Below are 21,799 nucleotides of genomic sequence, written 5' to 3' on the forward strand. Positions count from 1 at the left end.
GGGCGGCCTCCTGGGGCTGACTCTCCGGTGCGGACGCGGCCGCATCTGAGTTCCTGCCGGCGATGAGGCCCTCCTGAGTTGCGGAACAACAGGCGATGCACCTATATCGGCACAAGATTATCCAATCGGTCACTCATCGTCGTCAGACACACCGCCGGGGTATCCGGCGCAGAGCAGGGAGCGAGCAGGTCGAACGAAGCCTCGCCAGGGCCTCCTGCCGCCAGGTACTCCGCCTCAGCCGCATACATGCCGGTGAGCACCCCTGCTGACTCCGTAGTGGATGACATCGCCATGCCACCAGCACGAGCACCACAGCAGGACCTTGCCGGCGACAACCGGACATCGTTGCGCTGCGCGGTCGGCACTTCCGCAACAGGCCCTGAAGCGTGTTGCACAATCCCGTGAGCCGGGCATCTCCTGTGCATGGCCGGGGCGTTAAGGGCCGAGCGGGTGCTGCTGGTGCCGTGTACTACCGCACGGACCTGACGATGTGGCAGCTCGGCCCGCTGTTCGGCGGTCGGTGACACTCTCCTCCCCCGCGGCGTGCCGGGCCGTCCAGCGGCTGGGCCCGCTGCTCGCGCTCGAGCCCGTCGTACGCCCGACCGATGCCGCGGACCGGCTGTCGGTCATGGACGGCACTTCGGTCCCGGTCCGTGACCGGAGCGCGGGCGCCTCCAGCCGTAACTACCGGTTCGCGCGAATGTGCAGGTCATCGTTGGACGCGACATGCCGCCAGTGATCGCTGCAGCCCGCCCTGAGCCGGGTACTACCGCCGATGCGCACGCCTGGTGGCGCTCTGCCCTGGCCGGGTACTGAGAGGGAGTGCGGGTGATCACGAGAGCAGCTGCTAGCGTCCGGCCACGTGAACGACAGCGTGTACGTGGGCAACGCGGGCAAGGATGCGGCACTGGACCGGGGATGGCTCCTGGGACACTTCAAGGAGACTGGCGATCCGCGCCACAGCGAGGCTGTGGAGATCAAATGGGGTGTGCACCCCCGTGGCGATGAGCGACTGCAGTGGGTGAAGGGTGAGGAGCGCACAGCTCTCCTGGTTCTCATCAGCGGCCGTTTCCGCGTTCAACTCCCGGGTCGCAGCGTCCTTCTGGAACAGCAGGGTGATTACGTGGTGTGGGGACGCGGAGTCGATCACTCATGGTTCGCAGAGGAAGAGTCGGTGGTGTTGACCGTTCGGTGGCCGTCCGTGCCCGGTTACGCAGTGACAGAGAGGGATCAGGGGCGACTACAGGCCTGATCGAGCCCCATGGCCACAGCCATTCGTTGATGGCCGCTACCAGGACGGTCGCCTCGTAGCGGACCGCGAGCTTGGCATACCTCGCGGCCACAGCACGGTGCCTTTTGAGGCCATTGATGGCTCACTCGACCGCATGGGATGGTGCAGCGTATTCCGCGCCAGCCAGGCAGACGCGGTTCATGCGGGAGACGTACGCCTTGGTGGCACGTACGCGCCCACGCACCAAGGTCTGGGCGTGTTTCAGAAATGCGGCGAGGGCCGTGCAGCCGGAAGCTCAGTGCTGGAGTCACGGGCAGCGAGTTGACCGGGTTCAGGATCCGAGGGGTTGGCCGAGATCATTCTCGCGAACCACGCTGTGGACTGGGGGTGCTGGCGTCGGCTTTGTTCGGTGGACTAGATTGCCGGGATGACTACCGGGACGGCATTGCGCCACACACGGATCGGTGACCCGGTGCTCTTCTGAGCGCCGTGCGGGCCGGTGCGAGCCCGCTGTTCGATCGAGGGTCTTGCGCTGCTGCGCGGGCGCCGCCTCCGTCGTGTTGATCACAGGACACATCAACCACGACAGGAGAGTTCATGCCCACCAAGATGCTGCAGATTCCCACCGCGGACGGCCAGGCCGATGCCTTCGCCGCCTTCCCCGACGATGGCGAACGGCACCCGGGGGTGCTGATGTACGCGGACGGCTTCGGCATCCGGCCCGTGCTACGGGAGATGGCCCGCGAACTGGCCGGCCACGGGTACTACGTGCTCGTCCCCAACTTCTTCTACCGGCACGGCCCGGCACCTGTGGTCGAACTTCCCGAGCACATCGGAGAAGAGGACCGGACCGCGGTCATGGGTCGTCTGATGCCCCTGATTGAGGCGCACACCACCGAACGGACCCTGCGCGACGCCGACGCCTACCTCAGGTTCCTCAGCACCCAGCCCGAAGTCAGCTCCGGACCCGTCGCGGTGACCGGCTACTGCATAGGCGGCCTCCTGGCGGTGCGCACCGCCGCGGCCCACCCCGGCCGGGTGGCCGCCGTCGCCGGATTCCATGCCCCCGTGGGCGCCGCCGGGCCCGACAGCCTGCGCCGCCTCACCGCCCAGGTCCACTTCGGCCACGCCGAACCCGACCTGACGCCCGAGGTCCTCGCCGAACTCAACCAGGTCCTGGACGCCGCGGGTGTCGACTACACCTCTGAGATCTACCCCGACACCGTCCACGGCTTCACCATGGCCGACACCGACGCTTTCAACCCCGCCGCATTGCGGCTTCGCTGGGACCGCCTCCTCCCCCTCCTCGGCCGCAATCTGGCCAACTGTTGAGGCTCCGGCCCGGCAACCGAACCTGAAGTGCACGGCTCCGCAGTCCTGGGGCGTGTTGCGAGAGTGCTGAGCCACAGCCACTCATTGATGGCCGCGACCAGCACGGTTGCTTCGTAGCGGACGGCAAGCTTGTCGTATCTCGTGGCGACCGCGCGGTGGCGTTCGAGGCGATTGACCCCGCACTCCACCGCGTGGCGCTCTTTGTAGTCGGCCGGGTCGAACTTCGGCGGACGGCCACCGCGAGAGCCACGCCTTGTCGGCGCGGACCTTGTCCGGCCGGGTGCGCGGCCGTCCGGACCCAAGCCGGGGTACACGGATCCGGTTGAGGACGACCTGGAACTGCGTAGAGTCTCCACACTGCCCGGCTGTGATCACCAGCGACATCGGTTTCTGGGCCTGCTCGACCGCCAGGTGCAGCTTGGCGGTCGAGCAGGCCCGTGAGCGTCCGAGCCCGTGGTCGTCAGGCTCGGTGAAGACCCACCGGGCGGCTCGACCTGGAGATCCTCCTTTTGCGGGCGCCGGCCGCGTGCTGGTGGGCGGGGGCCGATGGTGGGCCAGGCGCCGTCGCGCTGCCGGCGGCGAAAGAGTCCATACACCGTCACCCACGGCCCATAGCGTTCCGGCAGGTCCCGCCGCGGTGTGCCGGTCCGAGGGCGGAACCGTATCCCGTTGATCAGCTGCCGTTTGGTGTGCACTGGCGGGCGTCCAGACTTGATGCCCTTCGGCAACAGCGGCTCCAGCACGCTGCTCATGGAGAAGATGACCCGTGAGTGCGGCTGGCCCAAGGACGTTTCAGTGGCACGCGTTCAACGTTCGATGGCACGGTGCACGTCCGTGAGGTCCATCCTGAGCTGGTACATCGCGCGGTGGGGTGGCGTTTCTGCGTGGGGTGTTGGCGCTCGACGCACGCTCAGCAGTCAAACACCGACCAGCAGATGTCGTTCCGCAATCGCTGGTCGTCGAGTACGAGCTCGCGAATCGCTTCCGGGAGCTGGTCACGCTGCCACTGGCATTCGAGTCGCCCCGCGGCCTCACTGTCGTCTTCGGGCGCGGCAGCGCGTGCGGCCTTGATCGCATAGGCAGCCGCACCGAGCTCGTGCGCGGCGACGTGTGCGACGACTGCGGCCTGACCGGCGGCGTAAGCGGCATGGCGTGCTGCGCCCCGCAGATCTCGAGCCGCGCCCATTGCATGGCCGCCCGCCGCGCGGGCCTGCATCATCTTGACCTCGCCACGGACCCAGGCGCGGGCATGCTCGATCGCCTGGCGCGGCCGTGGGTCCTCAGGCCGAACCGACTCGAAGAGGTCGAGGACGTGCTCCGCGCAAGCTGCCGCCCACAGGGCGAGGAGATGGTGATCCGAAGCAGTGAGGGTCCCACCGCGGCGAATCGTCACGAAGCGAGGGTCCCTGACCTTCGGGAGGATCATGGTTGGCATTCCTTCCTTCTGGCATCCGCCCCACACCCGAGGACGCGAGCCCGCGACCATGCGGGCCTCGGAGCGAAGCCTGCAAACCTGGTGGGTCGATCCGCAAGCCCGGTTGCCGGTTTCCCGGCCCGACGAGACAAGCTCTGAGGAAGCGAGGGGGTCTCAGGAAGGCGCGTCCACCGTCGGCGGCCGCCGCCACTCAGCTCCGAAGCGGCAGGTCCCGCAGCAGGCGGGCCGGAGTCGTCCCGGCGCGCCATATGCAGGCTGAGTGGGGAGACATGATTTTCGCCGCAGTCCCTGTCTCCACTTCACCGCGCGCACCGTGCACGCACCGCACGCGAGATCCGCCTGGCCGGAGGGGCGAACGTGGAGTGGCCGTGACCGTTCGGGTCCACACCACTCCGTACCCCGAAGAATCCCTATTTGCCGCGTACGACCTCGCAGTGCTCGTACGCCGAAGATCAGTAGGAGCGCTGTTTCCCATGAAGGCCATAGGACTTACCGAATTCGGCGGCCCCGAAGTGCTGCGCGTCCTGGATCTTTCCGTTCCTGAGCCCGGGCCGGGCGAGATACGCATCCGGGTACATGCGGCCACGGTCAATCCGGTCGACGCGCTGGTGCGCCGGGGCATCGCCTTCGTCTCCGACGCCGAACCGCCCTGCGTCCCGGGTATGGACGCGGCCGGCGTGGTGGTGCAGATCGGTGAGGGTCGAGACCGATCTTGACGTGGGCGACCGCGTCATGGCCGTAGCGGTCGTGTCCGGGACGCATGGAGCGTACGCCGAACACCTGGTCGTCCCTGCCGAGTCGGTAGTCCGGGCACCGGTGGGCACGACACACCTGGAGGCCGCGACCTTGCCGATGAACGATCTGTCCGGCATGGCACTGGACCTGCTCGCACTCCCGGCCACAGCCACCGTCGTCGTCACCGGCGCGGCGGGTGCGGTCGGCGGCTACCTGGTCCAGCTGGCCAAGGCCGACGGACTCCGGGTGATCGCCGACGCGGCCTCGAAGGACGAGCAATTGGTGCGTGCCCTGGGCGCCGACGTCGTACTGCCGCGCGGGAGCGACTTCCCGGAGTTGGTGCGCAAGGAGGTGCCCGACGGCGTCGACGGGCTCGCCGACACCGCGGGGGTTGCCGGACTCGCCCTCCGCGCGGTGCGCGACGACGGCCGGATGGTGACATCGGTCGGCGGAAACCAGGTGGCCGAGGAGCGCGGCATCACGGTCCAGCACACGTTCGTGCCGCAGTACGCACGCGAACACGCCAAGCTCGACCGGTTGCGCCAGCTGGCGGAGACGGGTCGGCTGACCCTGCGCGTCGCACAGGCCCTGCCATCCGAACAGGCCGTCGAGGCACACCGGTTGATGGAGGCAGGCGGTCTGCGGGGGCGAGTGGTCCTCACCTTCTGAGCGTATGAGGGACCACCACCGCGGCGGCTGGACAGACCGGCGCAGGCAGCCGATGGCTTCAACAGCACGGTGCTGCTGACTCGGCGACAGGGGCTCCGAAGCACTTCGACGGACGCAGCGACACCTCTTGCACTACGGTTCCCTTGGTGTGAGTGACGGTGAGGAACTCCATGGAGTGGCCCAGCCGCTCGACGGCTGACGGCTCGGTGGCGAACGGCGCAATGACGGCACGGCTGTCACAACGCCGAAACGGTCTGCGCGTGGAAGAAGGTCGGCTGACTGACCGTTGACCGACCGATCTTCTATGCGATGCGGGTCCAGTCGGGGTCCATCGGATACGAAGGGCCGTCCCACACCAGGGCCTGATCGACGAGACCCGGCACATTCCTGTTCTGGCGCCCGTCCGCGTACTCCACACCACGGTTCTCGTACAGGGCATCGGCGACTTCGATGAGGTAGTCGGCGAACGACGGCCACACGCCCAGCTCGGGAACGCCGGCCTCTTCGAAGGTTCCGATCCGTCCGTAACCGGGCCCTGGAGTGCAGTCGGTGAACAGTCCGTAGAGGCCACTGCGGTCGGTCGCGGCGAAGGCGAGGTAGCGCAACGCGGAGTCGACCGGCATGCCGATGGTGTGGGGGCCTTCATCCCAGTACGGCAAGTGCTCCACCGGCGGAATCGCGTGCTTCATCGGCAACAGCCAAGCTGTTCCCTGCCCCTGCGGAGGGAGCCCGGTCTCGGGTTCCGGTGTCCAGCCGAAGTCAGCGGGGTGACCGGTGCCGTTGCGGAGGCGGTAGAACGCCCGCAGTCCCGGTGGGACGACGAGGTCGAGTTCCTGCTCAACCGCATGGATGTCGGCCTCTGCGGCAGGCGGAGGGAGCAACCGGTAGGAGCGCGGAGCATTCTGCTTCAGCCACGCCTCGACCCTCCCCCAGGCGCCCTCAACGGCCTTTTCCTGCTGCTCGTCGTCACTCATACTCGCGACCCTACGGCCCTCCCGCGAACCGGCTGTGGCCTGCCCCACGCAGTCGGCACAGCACGCTTCCTCGGCGCGTCCTTCTACCGGGCTCTGGTTGCCGGAGGACGAGCTCGCAGTCCCGCGGCGACGTGCAGATGCTGCATGGTGGTCCGGCCCGCTCGGTGTGCCAGATCCTCGAAGTAGACCATGCTCAAGTTGCGGTGCTTCTCCCGCTCCGCACAGATGTAGGGCGCCAGCGTGTCCCAGGTGCCAGGAATCGCGTCGCCGTAGGCACCGAGGATGAGCCGCTCGTCGACGATACCGTGGGCGACGAGTTTGCCGATGTCGTCGTAGAAGAGTCCTACTCGGCGGATGTGCACCTTCACCTCCTCCGGAAGGTTGCTGTATCCGTCGTGGGCGGGATGGTCGACCGCGAGACGGTCCCGGAGCGCGAGCGCGTTCAGCGCGACGGAACCATCCGTCCGGTAACTGTGCCCGTCTTCGCGCGCAGAGCGAAGACCCCCTCAACGAACCATGCGGCGGGCAGGCCCTTCCAGACTGGCCGGGCCCGGGCACAGGCCCGGTGGTGACGTCGTCAGTTCCGACCAGGCGGAGCGGTGGGCCGGGCCACGCTCGGGCCAGTGGGCGAGTGCGGGGAACTGCCGCAGGCTCTCGTGGGATCAGGACAGTTGTCATGTGGCGTCTTGGGGGGACGAAGGGGGAGTTGCAGGAGGCCGGCCTGGTTCGGGCCTGATGGGAGCTCCGGTTGGGACGCGCCAGGCCTGAATCAGGTTGCCCAGGCGGCGAGCCGGTGTCTCGCTGGGGATGAACAGGACAACCGCGACGAGGATCAATGCGCTTGCCATGAGTGCTCCGGTCGCCCAGGCGGACAGACCTCCGCGCGCCATGGCGATGACGAAAGCGGCCGCCGCTCCCAGGACGCCTCCGATACGGGCCGTCGTGTTCATCATCGTCGTTCCTGGCGGGTCGGACGGCGCAGCGTCCAGGACAGCCTGGGTGTGCCGAGCATGACCCGGAGCGTGAAACGGATGCGGTTGCGGCGCCTGGGGAGAGTGGCCAGTTCGGCGTGCCATTCCTCGCGCCATCGTGCTCGCTGCCGGGTGGGGAGCAGCAGGGTGAGCATGTCCAGCAAGCGTGCCGTGACGGCGGGTGCGGAGGATGCGGGCTGGAGGACGGCCGCAGAAAGGTCGTGCAGTTCACGGCTCACGTCGCACAGGCCCGCCGCGCGGGCCAATGGCGCGAGAACCTCGAGGGTTTCGCGAGCCTTGCGGTACTGCTTGGCCGGCGCCACAAACGCGATGGTGCGCATGTTGTGCAGCCGGTCGGCGAGGCGGATGGCCAGCACGGCCTCCTCACGCGTCGGCTGGATGGCAGGGTTTGTGATGTCGACGTGGCGGCTGCTCGGCGGGGTTGCGGTGAGCTCGGCGGTGCGGACGGCTGAGACCAGCTCGGCGATCTCCTGTCCGAAGTGTTCGGCCACGCGCCCCGGCGGGCAGGGTGTGTCGTCGATGTCGTGCAGCAGGGCCGCGCAGACCACGGCGGGTGGCATACCGATGTCGGCGACGACGGCCGCCACGGCGAGGCAGTGCGTGATGTACGGGTCTCCGCTGCGACGGGCCTGGCCCTCGTGCCAGGCAGCGGCCTCCTCGTGGGCATGCTGGATGGGCCAGGCGTAGGCATGGGGGTGGTGCGCGCGTACCACGGCCAGGATGCTGTCCAGGGACGGCGTGGTGTCGTGGCGCTTGCTCGGGCGGGGCGGTAACCGGCGCAGGGCACTCATGACGCCCCTCCCCCAGCGATCGGCCGGGCGGCCCACCCGGGCAGGGGCTGTTTGCGGGCGCGGTAGGCGCGGGCAAGGGCGTCGCGGGCCTGCTCGGCGCCGTCGTCGGTGATCTGGTAGAAGCGGCGGCGTGGCCGGCCGGCCTCCACGTGTACGGCGGGGTCTTCCCAGGTGCTGTCCACCCAGCCGACTTGTTCCAAGCGGGCGAGGATCGGGTAGATCGTGCCCGACGGCAATCCCGCCAACTCGCACAGCTCAAGGCCGTAGCGCTGTTTGGCGGGGTCTTCCAGCAAGGCCCGCAGGACCAGTTGGGTCTGCAGGGTCATACGCGGACTACCCATACTCGTACTCTACATAGCCTATATACAGGCTGTCTAGAGATACTGACGGACCGTGAACCACTCGCGGCGACGCACGCAGTCGTGTACTCGCCATCTGTTCGGGTAGGCCCTTGCACTGATGAACCCCAGGCCGGAGTCGACCGAGAGAGAAGTGTTCGTGCGTATCGCTGTGAGGCTGTCCGGACACTCCGATGGGGAGTGGACCGCGGCCTTCGAAGGATGACGGATCATGTGCCGCGAGCGGGATACCGAGAGCCCCTCCGACGTCGTCGGCCGGCAGCTGGTCGAAGCCGTGGAGAACCTGGTGGCACTCTGGTTCTCGGCCGTCGAAGAGGTCCGTCCACGGCTGCCTCCGCGCCAGATACGCGCCTTGCGGGCCGTGCGCGGTCGGCCCGCGCTGAACGTCACCGCCTTGGCCGAGCATCTGCACATCGGGCTTCCCGCCGCCAGCCGGCTGTGCGACCGGCTGGAAGCCGCCGGGCTGCTCGTGCGGTGCCCGCAGCCCGACGACCGGCGGGAGGTGCGCCTGGAGATCACGGCTCAGGGAAGGAGGTTCCTGACGGACCTCACCGAGCGGCTGTCCCTGCGTCTGAGCACGGTTTTCGACGGCGCTCCTCCCACGCAGCGGGTACGGCTCGAACAGCTGCTGTCCGCCTTTTACGAGGGCGGACCGTCCCCCGCCCCGGAGCCCGGTGCGGATGCCGGAGCGGAAGGCTGAAAGGCCGGCTCAGGAGTCCGGGGTGCGCTGCAGGGCCGCGCTCGTGTGGACGTGGCACAGCAACAGGCATACGTCGTCCTCGTGTTCGGAGTCGTGCAGCAACGGGTGCAGGAGCCGGTCGGCCGACGCTTCCAGATCCGTGTCGAGTTCGGCCGGGCTGAAGCCGCCCAGCGCCTCGGCGAGGCGCCCGATACCGGGGTCAATCCCTTGGGAGCGGCGCTCCACCAGACCGTCGGTGTACAGCGCGAGCGTGGATCCGGGCGAGAGCGGCACGGTGTGATCCCGGATCTCCTGTTTCAGCGGGATGCCCAGCATGGCACCGGGCTTGGCATCGAGGGTGCGCACCCGGCCGTCGGGCGTGCGCAGCACCGGGGGCGGATGACCTGCGGCGGCCCAGGTGAGCGTGGGATCGTCCGGGTGGAAGCGTGCGATGACGGCGGTGGCGTACAGGTCGAGGCGCAGGCGGTGCAGATACTGGTGCAGCCGCGTCAGGAGCTGGCCGGGGCTGCTGCCGTCGACGGCGTAGGCGCGCAGCGCGGTGCGCAGCTGACTCATCATCACCGCGGCGTGCAGGCCGTGCCCGGTGACGTCTCCGACGACGGTGAGCAGACTGCCGTCGGGCTGGCGGAAGGCGTCGTACCAGTCCCCGCCGATGTTCAGGCCGCGGGTGGCCGGGAGGTAGCGCGCGGCCAGGCTCAGGCCCGGTGTGGTGGGCAGTTCGGTGAGCAGGGCGCGTTGCAGGGTCTCGGCGATGTCCCGGTTGTGCTCGAAGCGTCTGGCGTTCTCCAGGGCGATGCTGGCCCGTCGGGTCAGCTCGATGAGCATGACGGCGTCGTCCGCGTCCCAGCGCTTGTCGGGCGGCGACAGCGTGAGGACGCCCTGGGGTGCCCGGCGGGTGAGCAGGGGGATGCACAGCAGGGGTCGGCCGGGGTCGAGGGCGGAGGGCGGCTGGTCGTCGACGCCGGGCAGATGGCCGGGGTGGTCGGCGGCGTACTGCGGGCGGCCGCGGCGGGCCGCGAGGACGGCGGCGGCCGGATGCGGGCCACCGCGTTGCGCGTCGTCCGTGCCGTCGAACAGCCAGACGTCGACGGTGCGCGCGTACCGCGGCACCAGCAGGGCGGGCAGCAGCCGCACGATGGCCTCGTGGTTGAGGGAGGCCGTGAGGGCGGCGCTGGCATCGGCCAGGAACGTCAGCCGGCCGCGGGCGTTCTCGGCCTCCTTGCGCGCCTTCTGCTCGGCGTCGAAGAGCTCGCGCTGGGCCCGGCCGGCGGCGTCCAGTTCGGCGTGGAGCGCCAGCACGCCCTGGTTGGTCTGGTGGAGTTCCTCGCGGTGGAAGGCGACCAGCGCCTCCTGCTCGTCGAGCCGCTCCAGCAGCAGTGCCGTGTCTTCGTCGGCACCGAACAGGGCCTCGGCCAGCGCGGCCGGGTCGTCGGTCACATGGTCGGCGCCGGAGAGGTCCGCGTCCTGCGCGCAGGGAGCAGACGCACGCCACGGGGGCCGCCGGTCCTCCGGCCGTCCGTTCGTCGCGGCCACCTCTACGCGGAAGTCGCCCCCAGCGGGTGACACGGCCGGTTCCACGCCGACCCGCCAGTCACCTCCCTTGGTGAGGCACTGCCGTAGCTGGGCGGTCAGCGCGGCCACCAGCCGTGTGCGCTCCACGGGGGTGACTCCGCACGCGGCGGCCAGCCGCGCGACGGCGATTCGGGCCTGCGCGGCCTCGGTGATGGTGCGGACGTGCCAGGTGCGGGTCATGAGGGGCGGTCCGGAGGGAAGGGGCTCAGCACTACGACGGCGGTGTCGTCGCGTACCGGCCGGGCGGCGCTGCTGGCGTCCCGCACGATCGAGGCGGCGATCACGGCGGGGTCGAGGGAGGACGGGGCTTGAGCGGCCGGGCCGGGACTCCAGCGGCTCGGCAGGCCGTCACTGTGCAGGACCAGAAGGGAGTGGTCGGTCCAGGTCTCCTGGTGCTGCGGCAGGCGCGCGGGGAGGTGTGCGCCGACGATGCCCGGACGGGAGACGAGCCCGTGCCAGCCGTCGCCGCGGCGCAGCCGGGCCCCTGCGTTGCCGACCCCGGCGAAGGACAGCCGGCCGGTGGCGACGTCGAGTTGGGCCACGGCCACGGCCGCGCCCCTGGTGTCGCGCAGGGCACCGTTCAGCCGACGCAGCAGGTCCGCCGGTGGCAGGTGGGGCGCGCGCCGCGCCTCCTCCACCGCGGCGGAGGACGCTCGGGCCGCCTGAGGGCCGTGGCCGAGGCCGTCGGCCAGCATCAGCGTCACGCGGTCGCCGGTGCGGACGCACGCCCAGGCGTCGCCGGAGAACTCCGCACCCGCGAAGGGGATGTTGACCCCGCCGGCCCGCACCGGGAGCGGGGCGGGGTGCGGTCCGCCGCTGTCGCGGTTCGGGCGGGGGGCGATCCTCGCCATGACGACCGTGCCCTGCCCGGGTGTGCTGTGCAGGCCGAAGTCGTCCGCCGTGCGCCGGCAGGTGCCGAGGCCGGCGCCGAGGGAGGCGGTCGTCGAGTAGCCGTCGCGCAGCGCGGCGACCGGGTCGGGGATGCCTGGCCCGTGGTCGACGGCCATGATCTGCAGCAAGGGGGTCCTCTCGTCGCCGTAGGCCGGAACGGGTGGACCCACGAGGTCGAGGAGTATCTGCCCGCCACCGGCGTGCTTCAGCAGATTGGTGGCGAGTTCGGTGGCCACGAGTTCGGCGGCGGCAAGGCGGTCCTCGGCCAGTCCGGCATGGCGGGCCGCGGCCCCGGCCGCCATGCGTACCTCGCGTACACGGGTCGAGTCGTGCACCGGCACCTCCCAGACGCGCGGCATCAGGGCGCCTCGCGCGGACGGGGCGGCCGGGAGATCCACGACGTCACCGTCACCGTGGTGCCCACGCCGCGGCGGCTGTCGATGGAGAACTCATGGACCAGGCGCCGGGCACCGCCCAGGCCCATCCCGAGCCCCTCACCGGAGGTGTAGCCGTCGGACAGGGCCTGGTCCAGGTCCGCGATGCCGGGGCCCCGGTCGGTGAAGGCGAGACGCAGTCCCTGTATCCCGCCGCTGGTCACCGGCGTGCACTCCATCTGGCCCCCGCCGCCGTGGACGAGGGCGTTGCGCGCCAGTTCACTGGCGGCGGTGACGAGTTTGGTCTGTTCCACCAGACCGAACCCGAGTCGGGCGGTCATCTGCCGCACATGCTGCCGCACCCGCACCAGGTCGAGGTCCGAGTGGATCGGCAGGCAGGCGGAGACACTGCCGGGGCTGTGGGTCACGGGCTCTCCCGGCGTGCGCGCCCGTCGCGGGGCAGGGCCGTCACCTCGGCACCGAGCAGGCGCAGGGCCTCCTCGGTGCTCAGAGCGGTGCGCAGTCCCGGCAGGGTCAGGCCGAGTTCCACCAGCGTGATGGCCACCGCCGGACGCATCCCCGCCACCACGGTCTGGGCGGCCAGCAGTCCGGTCATCGCCGCGACGTCGCTGAGCACACGGCCCATGAACGAGTCGACGATCTCGACCCCGGACAGGTCGATGACCACACCGGTGATCGCGCTGTCGGAGACGGTCTCGCCGATGTCCTGCCGGAGCCGTTCGGCCGTGCTGTCGTACAGGTCGCCCTGGAGGGTGACCAGAAGGACCCCGCCGAGCCTGAGTACGGGCACGTGTCCTTCGTAAGGGTAGGTGGAGGCGCCGGTCACCGGAGCTCCGCGGGCGAGGCGGGGTTCGGCACGATGTGGGCGCCCTGCTGCTGCAGTGCGTAGGCCAGGGCGTCGGCGAGACTGGCGCGGGTGAGCACCGAGCTCAGGTCGATGCCGAGGTGGACGATGGTCTGTGCGATGGCCGGACGGATCCCGGACACTATGCACTCCGCTCCCATCAGTCGCGCCGCCGCCACGGTCTTCATCAGGTGCTGCGCCACCAGGGAGTCGACCGTCGGCACGCCGGTGATGTCCAGGATCGCGATGCGTGCGCGCTGTTCGACGACGGCGTCCAGGAGCGTCTCCATGACGACCTGGCTGCGGGCGCTGTCGAGCGTGCCGATCAGCGGTACGGCGACGATGCCTTCCCACAGTTTGATGACGGGGGTGGCGATCTCCAGCAGTTCGAGCCGCTGGCGGTTGATGAGTTCCTGCCCGGCGATCGTCGTCGTCTCCAGCATGACCAGGCGCAGTGTGCCCATCAGCACGGTCAGCGCCGTCGTGCACTCGCGCAGATGCTCGGCCGGCACGTCGGACAGGTCGTCGAGCAGGAGGTCGGTGACGGACGGCCGCAGTGCGTCCATCTCCGCCGAGATCTGCGCGAGGGTGGCCCCGGCGCGCGCCCGGGAGTGCGCCGTACGCGCCAACTGCTCGCGGACGACCGCGAACCCGTCCGCCTCCGCGTCCTCCACGCGCCCGGAGGCGGCCACCGCGGCCAACGCCTCCACCACGGCCCGGCCGGCTTCGACCGCCTCGTCCCGGGAGACGGTGAACACCGTGCGGAACAGCGTCGCGTCCGCCCAGCGTTGGGCGATCTGCTCCCGGCGCCGCCGCAGGAAGGCCTCGACCTCCTGCACCGGGTTGGTCTGCTCTGCTGCCGTTTGCTGCTCCGGCACGTATTTCCCTCCTCCTACGTGGTGCGTCGCCCCGACCGTTCGGGGAGCGCTGGACGGTGCGGTCAAGGCGCCTGGCGGGGCCCGAACCAGTCGAGACAGGCGATGAGCGCGTCGTCGTCGGCCACGGGTGTGCCGCGGTGACCGGACAGTTCTCTCAGCACGGCGCCGGGGACGTCGGCCGCGGGCAGCAGGCTGGTGGAGACCATGGCGCGGGCCAGTGCGCGCTCCCCGTACCGCTCCCCGCCGGGCGCGGCGACGGCGTGCACCCCGTCGCTGGCGAAGACGAGCCGGTCGCCGGGCTCGATGGCGAACTCCTGGGCGACATAGTCCGTTTCCTCGAACATGCCCAGCGGGAGCTGCGCCTCCAGGTCGACGGAGGTGACGGTACGGCCGCGCAGCCGCAGCATCTGCGGGGAGCCGGCGTCGACGACCTGCAGCCGCCCCGTGCGCAGGTCGAGGTCGAGCAGGAGCACGGACAGGTGGGCGTCTCCGCGGTACTGGGCGTGGACGGCCTGGTCGGCGAGTGCCGCCTGGTCGGCGATGGGCAGTCCCGCACGCCGGGCGTTGCGCAGGGCGTTGATGCCCAGGGTGGTCAGGAGGGATGCCTCGATGCCCTCGCCCATGCCGTTGGTGATGTAGAGCATCAGGCGGTCGGCGGTCGCGGACCAGTCGAAGTTGTCGCCGAAGATCGCGTAGGCGGGCTCCAGTTGGGCGCCGAGCGCGTACTCGGGGCGGGTGCAGGAGCGGCCCGGCAGCAGCTGCCACTGCATCTCCGCGGCCAGGGTGAGCCGGTCGGTGCGGCGGGCCCTCAGATACAGATCGGTGTCCCGGTCGGCGACGATCACCTCGTGGCCCAGCACCTGTGCCACCTCGGCCAGTTCGGCCAGGCACTCCTCGGCCTGGCCGGCGCAGGACATCGTGACGGCCAGGACGCCGAGCCGGTCGCCGCGCACGCTCACCGGCAGGTACACGCAGACCTGGTCGTCGGGCAGCTTGTCGACGAAGGGCTCCTGGGAACCGAAGGCCCGCCCGGCCGGACTGCTGTGCGTCGGCATGGCTTCCGACGGGCTCGCAGCCGGGTGGACGGGCCGGAGCGTGGCGAGGCCGTAGTCGGCCAGGAAGAGTTGGACGCTCTTTGCCGCGTAGTCGTTGCACAGGACTGCGCGGACCGCGTCCACGAGTTGGTGCGGGGCCGCAGAGCGAAGCGCCCGCTCGGCTGCCACGAATCTGTTCACGATGTCGGTCACGCCATTCTCGTCACGGTGACGGCGCTGGACCCATGCTGTCGCGGACGCCGTCGGTCGGTCCTTCTTGTCCGTATCTAGCGCTCTGCGCGTATTGCCCGAACCGGTGGGCTGACAGTGCCCGTGAAGCCTGGAAGAGTGGGGGCGTGACTTCCTCCTACTCGCATCCGCGGTCGGGCGAGGTGGCGCGTGTGACCTCCGAGGCCGCAGAGTTGCTGGAGGTCCTGTGGGGCCGTGCCTCGACGGCGCCGGTGTCCGCCTCCCAGATCCGTGTGCTGTTCATCCTGGAGCACAGCGACGGCATCAACCTGCGCATGCTCGCCGAGGCCCTCGGCTCCACGCCGCCGTCGACCAGCCGGCTGTGCGACCGCCTCCAGGCAGTGGGCTTCGTGGAGCGAGGGCCCAGCGCCTTCAGCCGCCGTGAGCTGCGTCTGCACCTGAGCCGTCGCGGACGGACCTTTCTGTCGGAGCTGCGCGCTCGACGCGAGGCCGCTCTGCAGTCCGTTCTGGAGCAGATGCCCGCCACGAAGCGAACCGCGCTGCTGGAAGGACTGGAGGCGTTCTGCGCCGCGGCGTCCACGGAGATACACGAGGGTGACGAAGGCTCCGATGCCAGGAGCGCCTGAATCCGGCACGTTCCACACCCCTCCCGCGCTTGACTCGCTCACTCTGTTGCCTCATGGCCATAGTTGTCAAACGGCAACTGTTGGGCGCGCGGGTGCAGCGCGCGATCGATCAACCGCCGCTCCGGGGAGCGGTCTTCACTCGTCCGTCGAAGCCGAAGTCCCGGGTTCCGTCGGCCGGGAGTCCGCGACGGCGAGCGCCTCTTCGACGCTTTCCACGATCGGGACGGTGATGCTGACACCGGTGAGATCGAGGATCCGCCGCACCGCCGGCGTCGGTGAGATGACGTACACCCCTCCCGGGATCTCCCGTACCTCCTGATAGGCCCGCAGGACGATGTTCATGCCGGAGGAGTCCATGAACGGAACGCCGGCGATGTCGAGCAGGAAATGACGTCGGCCGTGGTGGAGCTGGTTGGCGAGGTGATGCTGCAGCTCGGTGGCTGTATCCATGTCCAGGTCGCCCTCGACCGTGAGCAGCACGGCGTCTTCCCGCGGCAGCTTCACCTTGATCGACAAGGGATTCTGGGCAACCGACACAAGTACCTCCCATAGGCGTTGGCGATCGGGACGGGTGCCCCGACGGACGGATTCCATGCATCTCGGCGCAAGGACGCCCTCTGACCGGCCCCTTGGCGGGCCGGTCGCCGGCGGTTTCGGGCATGACGCTCCAGTCCTCCGCGCGCTTTCGGCAGTCCCCTCGATGCGTTCGCCCGTCTACCCCCGAATCTCCCCCACACACCGGGAGCCTGCCGGGGACCGGTACACCGTCACGCTTCTGGCTGCTTTTGCGTGCCCTGGGCGCACCGGGCGGTTTGGGGGCTCGTCGGCTGGTCACGCGTCCAGAAAGGAGGCATCACGAGGTGCAGGAGGGAAGGGAAACGGGGCCGCGCCCGGGCCGAGGGCCTGTCCGGGATTCTTCACCGACCAGAGGGCCTGTCCGGGATTCTTCACGGACAAATGGCGGGTTCCGCGTCCCTCGCCTCCGTCAGGGAGCGAAAGGATGAGTGAGAAATACCGGACCGGCGCCACCAGGAGCCCGGCGGGCGCGGGCTGCGGGCGCCGCGGGCCGCGAAATCCGGCCGAGGCACGCGGAGTCGTGCGACGGGTGCTGTCCGAACAGTCGCGTGCCCGGGGCACCCCGTGCGCGGCGGACACCCTCTCGGACGCGTTGCTGGTGGCGTCCGAACTGACGACCAACGCGATGCTGCACGGGGGCGGCATCACCGGCTTCGAGGTGGAGGTCGTCGGCCAGAACCTGCATCTGTCCGTCAGTGACCGGGAGCGGCGAAGGCCGGTCGCCCAGGACCCGGTCGACCGTCAGGGACGGCACCGCTGCGGAGGCCGCGGCTGGCCGATCGTGTGCCGGCTGTCCCGCACCGTGCTGGTCTCGGATCTTCCGGCCGGCGGCAAGCGCGTCACCGCGGTGATCCCACTGGCGGCGGAGCGGCAGCCGGTCGAGGGACCCTGATCCGGCCCGCATGGCCCCGACCCGAGCCTGGGCCGGCGGGCCGACCGCGCCGGCCGGCCACGCCGACGGCTCAGGCCAGTCGGCCGGCCCACCCCCACCCACGCCGCCCACTCGAACCGGCCGACGCCGCTCGGACCTGCTCGGGTCGGACCACCTCGGGGTCAGGCCACCTCGGGCTCCAGCAGACCGGCGCGCAGCCGCTTGATGATGCGGCTGATGAGCCGTGAGACATGCATCTGCGAGACCCCGATCCGGCCGGCGATCTGCGCCTGGGTGAGCTCCTCGACGAACCGCAGATGGATGATCCGCCGCTCACGCTCGTCCAGTCCGGCGATCAGGGGGGCCAACGAGTGGAAGTCCTCTACGAGTTCCAGCGACGGATCCTCCTCACCGAGCAGATCTGCGAGGACGGACTCGCCGTTGTCGGCGTCGGCCGTGACGGCCGCGTCGAGGGAGGTGGACTGGTAGCAGTTGGAGGCCTTGCGGGCCTCGATCACCTCTTCCTCCGACAGCGACATCAGCTGCGAGAGCTCGCGAGTGGTCGGTGTACGGCCCAGACGGGAGGAGAGTTCCTCCGTCGCCTTGGCCAGTTCCGCGCGCGCCTCCTGCAGTCGGCGCGGCACATGGACCGCCCAGCTCGTGTCGCGGAAGAAACGCTTGATCTCACCGACGATGTACGGGACGGCGAACGTCGTGAACTCGACCTCCCGGGACACCTCGAAGCGGTCGATGGCCTTGATCAGCCCGACTGTCCCGACCTGGACGACATCCTCCAGCGAGTCCCCACGGGTGCGGAAACGCGAGGCCGCGTACCGTACGAGCGACAGGTTCATCTCGATCAGCGTATTGCGCACGTACTGGTATTCGCGCGTGCCCTCTTCCAGCATGACCAGTCGGTCGAAGAACTGACGCGACAGCTCGCGCGCGTCTTGGGGCTTCACCCTCGTCGGGTCGTCGATGAGCGGCAGCGCCGTCCCGTCTGTCGTGACCGTCTCTGCCGTGGCCGTTGCCTGCGCCACCGTCACGGCTGCCATGCTGTCCTCCCGATCGCTGGTGCCAGTGGTCATCCCCCCGCTTGCCCTGACTCGCGCGACTCAGTCCTTTGCTGTCACCGCGAACACGCCATCGCGGTGAGTATTGGCGTGAAGGTGAGCATTGGCGTGAAGTCGCCGGGTGACGGCGGACCTTCTGTCGCGCCCCGCGCATCCGCGGGTTGTTTGCGCGGGGAGTCGCGGGGCATGCGGGATTTCGTGCTTCGGACCAGAGGCGCACAGGTGCGAGAAGTGCAACCGCTCCGGGGCCGATCGGGCCCCTTGCACCGTGTCCACGGAAAATCCCTGAGAACGCTGTTCAGGAGCTGTTCCCACATGCTGGTTGAGACGTCCGCACACGGTTCCAACATCACTGCCCGTCCCCGCGTGTCCGGCGGACGCGTCCACGACGACGCCCCCGACACCGCGGCCGGCTTCGCCCGCCTCGCCGCGCTGCCCGAAGGGCCCGAGCGCGACGCGGTACGCGACGAACTGACCAAGGCATGGCTGCCCATGGCCCACCGCATCGCCGGCCGATTCCGCAATCGCGGTGAGTCGCTGGAGGATCTCCGCCAGGTCGCGGCCCTGGGACTGGTCAAGGCGATAGACCGGTACGAGCCCGGACGAGGCGCCTTCGAAAGCTACGCCGTACCCACCATCACGGGGGAGATCAAGCGGCATTTCCGCGATCGGATGTGGGCCCTCAGGGTGCCCCGGCGCGTCCAGGAGTTGCGCAACAAGGTACGGATCGCCCGCCGCGACCTCGCCGCGAGCAACGGCGGGGCCACTCCCTCGGTCACCGAGATCGCCGCCCACGCCGGGCTCACCGAGGAGGAGGTCAACGCGGGGCTGGAGGCCCTGGAGAGCTTCAGCACCCTGTCTCTCGACGCCGAGATGGCCCCGGGCGACGACGGCTTCAGCCTCGCCGACACGATCGGCGCCTGCGACGAGGCCTACGACGTCGTCATCGACCGGGAGGCGGCGAAGGAGGGGCTGCAGCGCCTGCCCGAGCGCGAACGCGCCATCTTGTACATGCGCTTCTTCGAGGACATGACGCAGAGCCGCATCGCCGATCGCCTGGGCATCTCCCAGATGCACGTCTCCCGCCTCATCAGCCGGTGCTGCGCGCAGGTACGGGACGAGGCACTCGACCGGCGGCCGCGCCCGGAAAGCTGATCACTTCACACAGGAGCCGACACCCATGCTGATACCCCACCCGGCGATGCTGCGCAGACTCGTCGAGGAGTACGAGGCGCTCATGGCCGACGATGACGAGAGTACGGACGGCACGCGGCGGCGCGAACTGCGCGCCCAGGACCTGGCCTACACGCTGTGCGTGTCCACCGGAACGCGCGAGGTGGGCCGGGCCCTGGAAACGGCCCGCCGTCTGCTCGCCGCCGCGCACGACCCCGTAGCACCGCTGCAGCCACGACCGGCACGTCCGGTCACCGCGGGCTTCGACGAAGACCCGGCGCAGGAGCCGGCGATCGCCGGCTGACGGCGCGAGCACAGAAGCGAGGACGGGACGACGAAGCAACGTAAGGAAGAGGGAAGCGATGTGAGCACCGACAGAATGTGGTCGTATCGACCCGGGAGCGGTCACGAGGAGGGGCGCACCCTGACGGGGTTCACGGTCGGGGCGACCGACGGGGTCATCGGCCGTGTGGACCGCCAGGCCGACGACACTCCCCTGCGGCATCTGATCGTCGACACGGGAGCATGGATGTTCGGCAGGAGCCTGCTGATACCAGCGGGCATGGTCACCGGCATCGACCCGGAGGCGAGGACGATCACCGTGCGGTGCACCCGCGAAGAGGCCAAGGCGGCTCCCCGCTTCAGGACGGACCGGGAGACCCTCGATCCCGAGTACCTGTCCGCCGTCGGCGCCTACTACGCGACTCTGCCCCATGCTTCGGGCACGAACGGGTAGCAGAGCCGATGAACACAGCCCCCTGAGTGCGGACGGACGACGAGGAGCGGAGACGGCAACGTGCGAGGAATGGTGTAAGTGACAGGAGCCGCAGTCCCCTTGATGTGCGCCTGCGATGCTCACGCGGTGATGAGCATCCAGCAGGCGGTCAACGAGCAACCGTGAAGCCGGCGGAACGCCCTCCGGCCGGGGACGCCGCGACGGCGCGCACCCGGCCGGTACCGATCACCAGCGCGTCGACGGCACGCAGTCATGTGCGGTCGGTCGTGGCGGAGCACTGGCGTGCCCCGTCCGGGCCGGCGAGTGAGAGAGCCGTCACGGATCTCCTGCTGGTCGTGTCGGAAGTGGTCACCAACGCCATCCGGCACGGCCGCGGCCTGGCGGGATTCGAGGTGGCCGTTCTGCCGGAGGGGGTGAGACTGACCGTGCACGACTACAGCGACGACGTCCCCTCCGCCGCCTACGGGCCCGGCACGCTGCCCCCCGCACACGCGGGCAGCGGATACGGATGGCCCCTGATCATCCGTCTGTCCCAGGAGATCCACATCGAGCGTCGCCGGGAGGGCGGCAAGACGGTCAGCGTGCTGGTGCCGCTGAGCTGAGTGTCCGCCTGCCGAGCGGGCACCTCACCAGGGCAGGAACGCGTGTACGTCCTTGCCGTCCTCCCGTACGACCACGCTGACCTGGTCGCACAGCGTGTGGATGAGATACCAGCCGATACCGCCGCCGGTGCCGGTGCCGGGATGGAAGGGGCGCGGCTCGGGCCGGGTGGTGCTCGTGTCGCTCAGCGTCACATGCACCCCGTCGATCGCCCTGCGCATCGTCAGCCCGAACGGCCCCGGAGCGTACTGGATCGCGTTGGCGGCGAGCTCGGTGACGACGAGCACGATGTCGTCCCGGTACTCGGACATCGCCGGCGGTGAGGACCGCGCGAGCGTGGTGAGAAAATTCTCCGCACTGAGGCGGGCTCTCGTCACATCACCAATTCCCCCGTCAAACTTGGCCTCCCAGCTCTGGGTGTCTTCCGACGACGGTTTGCCGCCTCCGCGCGATCCGGTCTCCATCACACCTTCTCCGGCCCGTCGGCCGTGGTGACTTGTTTCGTGCCGCTTCCATCGCTGCTGGTTCCCAGCCAGCGCACGGCTACGCGTCCGGAAATGGTAGGAGCCGACGGCACCTCGCGGAAGAGAGCGACCTCAGCGCCTGCTGTGCCGGCCGGGGCCCTACGCCGTCCGGATTCGGTGCCGGCTGCGGGGAGCCGCACAGTTCAGGCATCGGTGGACGGGATGCGGAAGTCGCCATTCGCTAGGCCGGGTTCGTTCCGCGCAGGCCGTCCGTCCGTGCGCGTCGTAGAGCCGTCGGGCACGAGTGGGCTGCGCCGGTTTCGCAAGCGGGAGCGGGCAACGTCTGTCGACGTGCCGGCGAGCGGGCCGCTATTGCACGACCCTGACCACGATCTTGCCCGTGGTGCGGCCGGTTTCGATGAGCTCGGTGATCTCCTTGGGCGCGCCGTGGTCCGGCTCGACGACGGTGAACGCGGCCGCGTACGCCGAGCGGTTCGGCGGTCTTGCGAGGGCGGCCTCGGCGGGCGAGGCGAGGTGAGCGAGATGACGATGCCGCCGGGGCGCAATGTGCGTGGCGAACGGGGCCGTATTCGCCGCCGATGGTGTCGATGACGACGTCGACATCGCGGGTGTCGCAC

At 69.7% G+C, this 21,799-nt stretch carries 26 protein-coding genes and 2 pseudogenes; 12 read left to right on the plus strand and 16 right to left on the minus strand.

Annotated elements, in window-relative coordinates; all coding sequences use genetic code 11:
* Positions 1–461: 461 nt before the first annotated feature.
* The 3 genes and pseudogenes from ACIBU0_RS33720 to ACIBU0_RS33730 form a co-directional block, all read left to right on the plus strand.
* Positions 462–804 (plus strand): annotated as a pseudogene (locus tag ACIBU0_RS33720) (IS5/IS1182 family transposase); the annotation flags it as partial.
* Between the two features lie 58 nt (positions 805–862).
* Entirely contained in the window at positions 863–1,252 is a 390-nt protein-coding gene (locus tag ACIBU0_RS33725) for a signal peptidase I (protein WP_398826209.1), read from the plus strand.
* Between the two features lie 576 nt (positions 1,253–1,828).
* Complete coding sequence (locus ACIBU0_RS33730; RefSeq protein ID WP_398826212.1) at positions 1,829–2,563, plus strand: dienelactone hydrolase family protein; 735 nt, start codon at positions 1,829–1,831, stop codon at positions 2,561–2,563.
* 74 nt (positions 2,564–2,637) lie between these two features.
* Here ACIBU0_RS33730 and ACIBU0_RS33735 read toward each other — a convergent pair.
* Positions 2,638–3,315 (minus strand): annotated as a pseudogene (locus ACIBU0_RS33735) (transposase); the annotation flags it as partial.
* A 158-nt stretch (positions 3,316–3,473) separates the two neighbouring features.
* A complete protein-coding gene (locus ACIBU0_RS33740) occupies positions 3,474–3,989 on the minus strand; it encodes a putative immunity protein (protein WP_398826215.1) in 516 nt (171 codons plus the stop codon).
* Positions 3,990–4,471: 482 nt separating this feature from the next.
* Here ACIBU0_RS33740 and ACIBU0_RS33745 point away from each other — a divergent pair, with 482 nt between their 5' ends.
* Positions 4,472–4,714, plus strand: coding sequence for an alcohol dehydrogenase catalytic domain-containing protein (locus ACIBU0_RS33745; RefSeq protein WP_398826218.1), 243 nt, complete (start codon positions 4,472–4,474; stop codon positions 4,712–4,714).
* Entirely contained in the window at positions 4,692–5,402 is a 711-nt protein-coding gene (locus ACIBU0_RS33750; RefSeq protein ID WP_398826221.1) for a zinc-binding dehydrogenase, read from the plus strand. Before ACIBU0_RS33745 ends, ACIBU0_RS33750 begins: the two co-directional genes overlap by 23 nt.
* A 302-nt stretch (positions 5,403–5,704) precedes the next feature.
* On the opposite strand, the gene ACIBU0_RS33755 is transcribed toward ACIBU0_RS33750, so the two are convergent.
* The 4 genes from ACIBU0_RS33755 to ACIBU0_RS33770 all read right to left on the minus strand — a co-directional run bounded on the left by ACIBU0_RS33755 (position 5,705) and on the right by ACIBU0_RS33770 (position 8,500).
* Positions 5,705–6,376 (minus strand): SMI1/KNR4 family protein, encoded by a 672-nt coding sequence (locus tag ACIBU0_RS33755; RefSeq protein WP_398826224.1) that lies wholly within the window; start codon positions 6,374–6,376, stop codon positions 5,705–5,707.
* Positions 6,377–6,459: 83 nt separating this feature from the next.
* Positions 6,460–6,738, minus strand: a complete 279-nt coding sequence (locus ACIBU0_RS33760) for a hypothetical protein (RefSeq protein WP_398826227.1) — start codon at positions 6,736–6,738, stop codon at positions 6,460–6,462.
* A gap of 587 nt (positions 6,739–7,325) precedes the next feature.
* Positions 7,326–8,159, minus strand: a complete 834-nt coding sequence (locus ACIBU0_RS33765) for an HD domain-containing protein (RefSeq protein ID WP_398826230.1) — start codon at positions 8,157–8,159, stop codon at positions 7,326–7,328.
* A complete protein-coding gene (locus ACIBU0_RS33770; protein WP_398826233.1) occupies positions 8,156–8,500 on the minus strand; it encodes a PadR family transcriptional regulator in 345 nt (114 codons plus the stop codon). The genes ACIBU0_RS33765 and ACIBU0_RS33770 overlap by 4 nt, the downstream gene beginning before the upstream one ends.
* 229 nt (positions 8,501–8,729) lie before the next feature.
* On the opposite strand from ACIBU0_RS33770, the gene ACIBU0_RS33775 reads away from it, so the two are divergent.
* Entirely contained in the window at positions 8,730–9,218 is a 489-nt protein-coding gene (locus ACIBU0_RS33775; RefSeq protein ID WP_398826236.1) for a MarR family winged helix-turn-helix transcriptional regulator, read from the plus strand.
* Positions 9,219–9,227: 9 nt separating this feature from the next.
* Here ACIBU0_RS33775 and ACIBU0_RS33780 read toward each other — a convergent pair whose 3' ends face one another.
* The 6 genes from ACIBU0_RS33780 to ACIBU0_RS33805 form a co-directional block, all read right to left on the minus strand.
* Positions 9,228–10,970, minus strand: coding sequence for a PP2C family protein-serine/threonine phosphatase (locus tag ACIBU0_RS33780; protein ID WP_398826239.1), 1,743 nt, complete (start codon positions 10,968–10,970; stop codon positions 9,228–9,230).
* Positions 10,967–12,040 carry a SpoIIE family protein phosphatase gene (locus ACIBU0_RS33785; RefSeq protein ID WP_398826655.1) on the minus strand — a complete coding sequence of 358 codons (1,074 nt, stop codon included), beginning with the start codon at positions 12,038–12,040 and terminating at the stop codon, positions 10,967–10,969. The genes ACIBU0_RS33780 and ACIBU0_RS33785 overlap by 4 nt, the downstream gene beginning before the upstream one ends.
* Positions 12,040–12,483 (minus strand): anti-sigma regulatory factor, encoded by a 444-nt coding sequence (locus ACIBU0_RS33790; protein WP_398826242.1) that lies wholly within the window; start codon positions 12,481–12,483, stop codon positions 12,040–12,042. Before ACIBU0_RS33790 ends, ACIBU0_RS33785 begins: the two co-directional genes overlap by 1 nt.
* On the minus strand, positions 12,480–12,902 hold the full coding sequence (locus tag ACIBU0_RS33795) for an STAS domain-containing protein (protein ID WP_398826245.1): 423 nt from the start codon (positions 12,900–12,902) through the stop codon (positions 12,480–12,482). Before ACIBU0_RS33795 ends, ACIBU0_RS33790 begins: the two co-directional genes overlap by 4 nt.
* Complete coding sequence (locus ACIBU0_RS33800; RefSeq protein ID WP_398826248.1) at positions 12,899–13,798, minus strand: STAS domain-containing protein; 900 nt, start codon at positions 13,796–13,798, stop codon at positions 12,899–12,901. The genes ACIBU0_RS33795 and ACIBU0_RS33800 overlap by 4 nt, the downstream gene beginning before the upstream one ends.
* A 62-nt stretch (positions 13,799–13,860) precedes the next feature.
* Complete coding sequence (locus ACIBU0_RS33805; protein WP_398826657.1) at positions 13,861–15,033, minus strand: PP2C family protein-serine/threonine phosphatase; 1,173 nt, start codon at positions 15,031–15,033, stop codon at positions 13,861–13,863.
* Positions 15,034–15,188: 155 nt separating this feature from the next.
* Here ACIBU0_RS33805 and ACIBU0_RS33810 point away from each other — a divergent pair, with 155 nt between their 5' ends.
* Positions 15,189–15,668 carry a MarR family winged helix-turn-helix transcriptional regulator gene (locus ACIBU0_RS33810; protein WP_398826252.1) on the plus strand — a complete coding sequence of 160 codons (480 nt, stop codon included), beginning with the start codon at positions 15,189–15,191 and terminating at the stop codon, positions 15,666–15,668.
* Positions 15,669–15,803: 135 nt separating this feature from the next.
* On the opposite strand, the gene ACIBU0_RS33815 is transcribed toward ACIBU0_RS33810, so the two are convergent.
* On the minus strand, positions 15,804–16,205 hold the full coding sequence (locus ACIBU0_RS33815) for an STAS domain-containing protein (RefSeq protein WP_398826254.1): 402 nt from the start codon (positions 16,203–16,205) through the stop codon (positions 15,804–15,806).
* A gap of 463 nt (positions 16,206–16,668) precedes the next feature.
* On the opposite strand from ACIBU0_RS33815, the gene ACIBU0_RS33820 reads away from it, so the two are divergent.
* Entirely contained in the window at positions 16,669–17,136 is a 468-nt protein-coding gene (locus tag ACIBU0_RS33820; RefSeq protein ID WP_398826257.1) for an ATP-binding protein, read from the plus strand.
* 161 nt (positions 17,137–17,297) lie between these two features.
* Here the strand turns inward: ACIBU0_RS33820 and ACIBU0_RS33825 are convergent, their stop codons facing one another.
* The gene (locus ACIBU0_RS33825) at positions 17,298–18,170 is read right to left on the minus strand and encodes an RNA polymerase sigma factor SigF (protein ID WP_398826260.1); all 873 of its coding nucleotides are present in this window, start codon (positions 18,168–18,170) and stop codon (positions 17,298–17,300) included.
* Between the two features lie 333 nt (positions 18,171–18,503).
* Between ACIBU0_RS33825 and ACIBU0_RS33830 the strand changes: the two genes are divergently transcribed.
* From ACIBU0_RS33830 to ACIBU0_RS33845, 4 genes are all read left to right on the plus strand, one after another.
* Positions 18,504–19,343: a SigB/SigF/SigG family RNA polymerase sigma factor gene (locus ACIBU0_RS33830; protein WP_398826263.1), complete on the plus strand. Its 840-nt coding sequence runs from the start codon at positions 18,504–18,506 to the stop codon at positions 19,341–19,343.
* A gap of 25 nt (positions 19,344–19,368) precedes the next feature.
* Positions 19,369–19,665 carry a DUF5133 domain-containing protein gene (locus tag ACIBU0_RS33835; protein WP_398826266.1) on the plus strand — a complete coding sequence of 99 codons (297 nt, stop codon included), beginning with the start codon at positions 19,369–19,371 and terminating at the stop codon, positions 19,663–19,665.
* 60 nt (positions 19,666–19,725) lie between these two features.
* Positions 19,726–20,097, plus strand: coding sequence for a PRC-barrel domain containing protein (locus ACIBU0_RS33840; protein ID WP_398826269.1), 372 nt, complete (start codon positions 19,726–19,728; stop codon positions 20,095–20,097).
* A 161-nt stretch (positions 20,098–20,258) separates the two neighbouring features.
* Positions 20,259–20,699, plus strand: coding sequence for an ATP-binding protein (locus tag ACIBU0_RS33845; protein WP_398826272.1), 441 nt, complete (start codon positions 20,259–20,261; stop codon positions 20,697–20,699).
* A 24-nt stretch (positions 20,700–20,723) separates the two neighbouring features.
* Here the strand turns inward: ACIBU0_RS33845 and ACIBU0_RS33850 are convergent, their stop codons facing one another.
* Both ACIBU0_RS33850 and ACIBU0_RS33855 read right to left on the minus strand, forming a co-directional pair.
* The gene (locus tag ACIBU0_RS33850; RefSeq protein ID WP_398826275.1) at positions 20,724–21,161 is read right to left on the minus strand and encodes an ATP-binding protein; all 438 of its coding nucleotides are present in this window, start codon (positions 21,159–21,161) and stop codon (positions 20,724–20,726) included.
* A gap of 369 nt (positions 21,162–21,530) precedes the next feature.
* Positions 21,531–21,785, minus strand: a complete 255-nt coding sequence (locus tag ACIBU0_RS33855; protein ID WP_398826278.1) for a hypothetical protein — start codon at positions 21,783–21,785, stop codon at positions 21,531–21,533.
* Between the last annotated feature and the right edge of the window lie 14 nt (positions 21,786–21,799).

The sequence above is a fragment of the Streptomyces sp. NPDC049627 genome (assembly GCF_044465645.1).
In the GTDB taxonomy this organism is placed as follows: Bacteria; Actinomycetota; Actinomycetes; order Streptomycetales; family Streptomycetaceae; genus Streptomyces.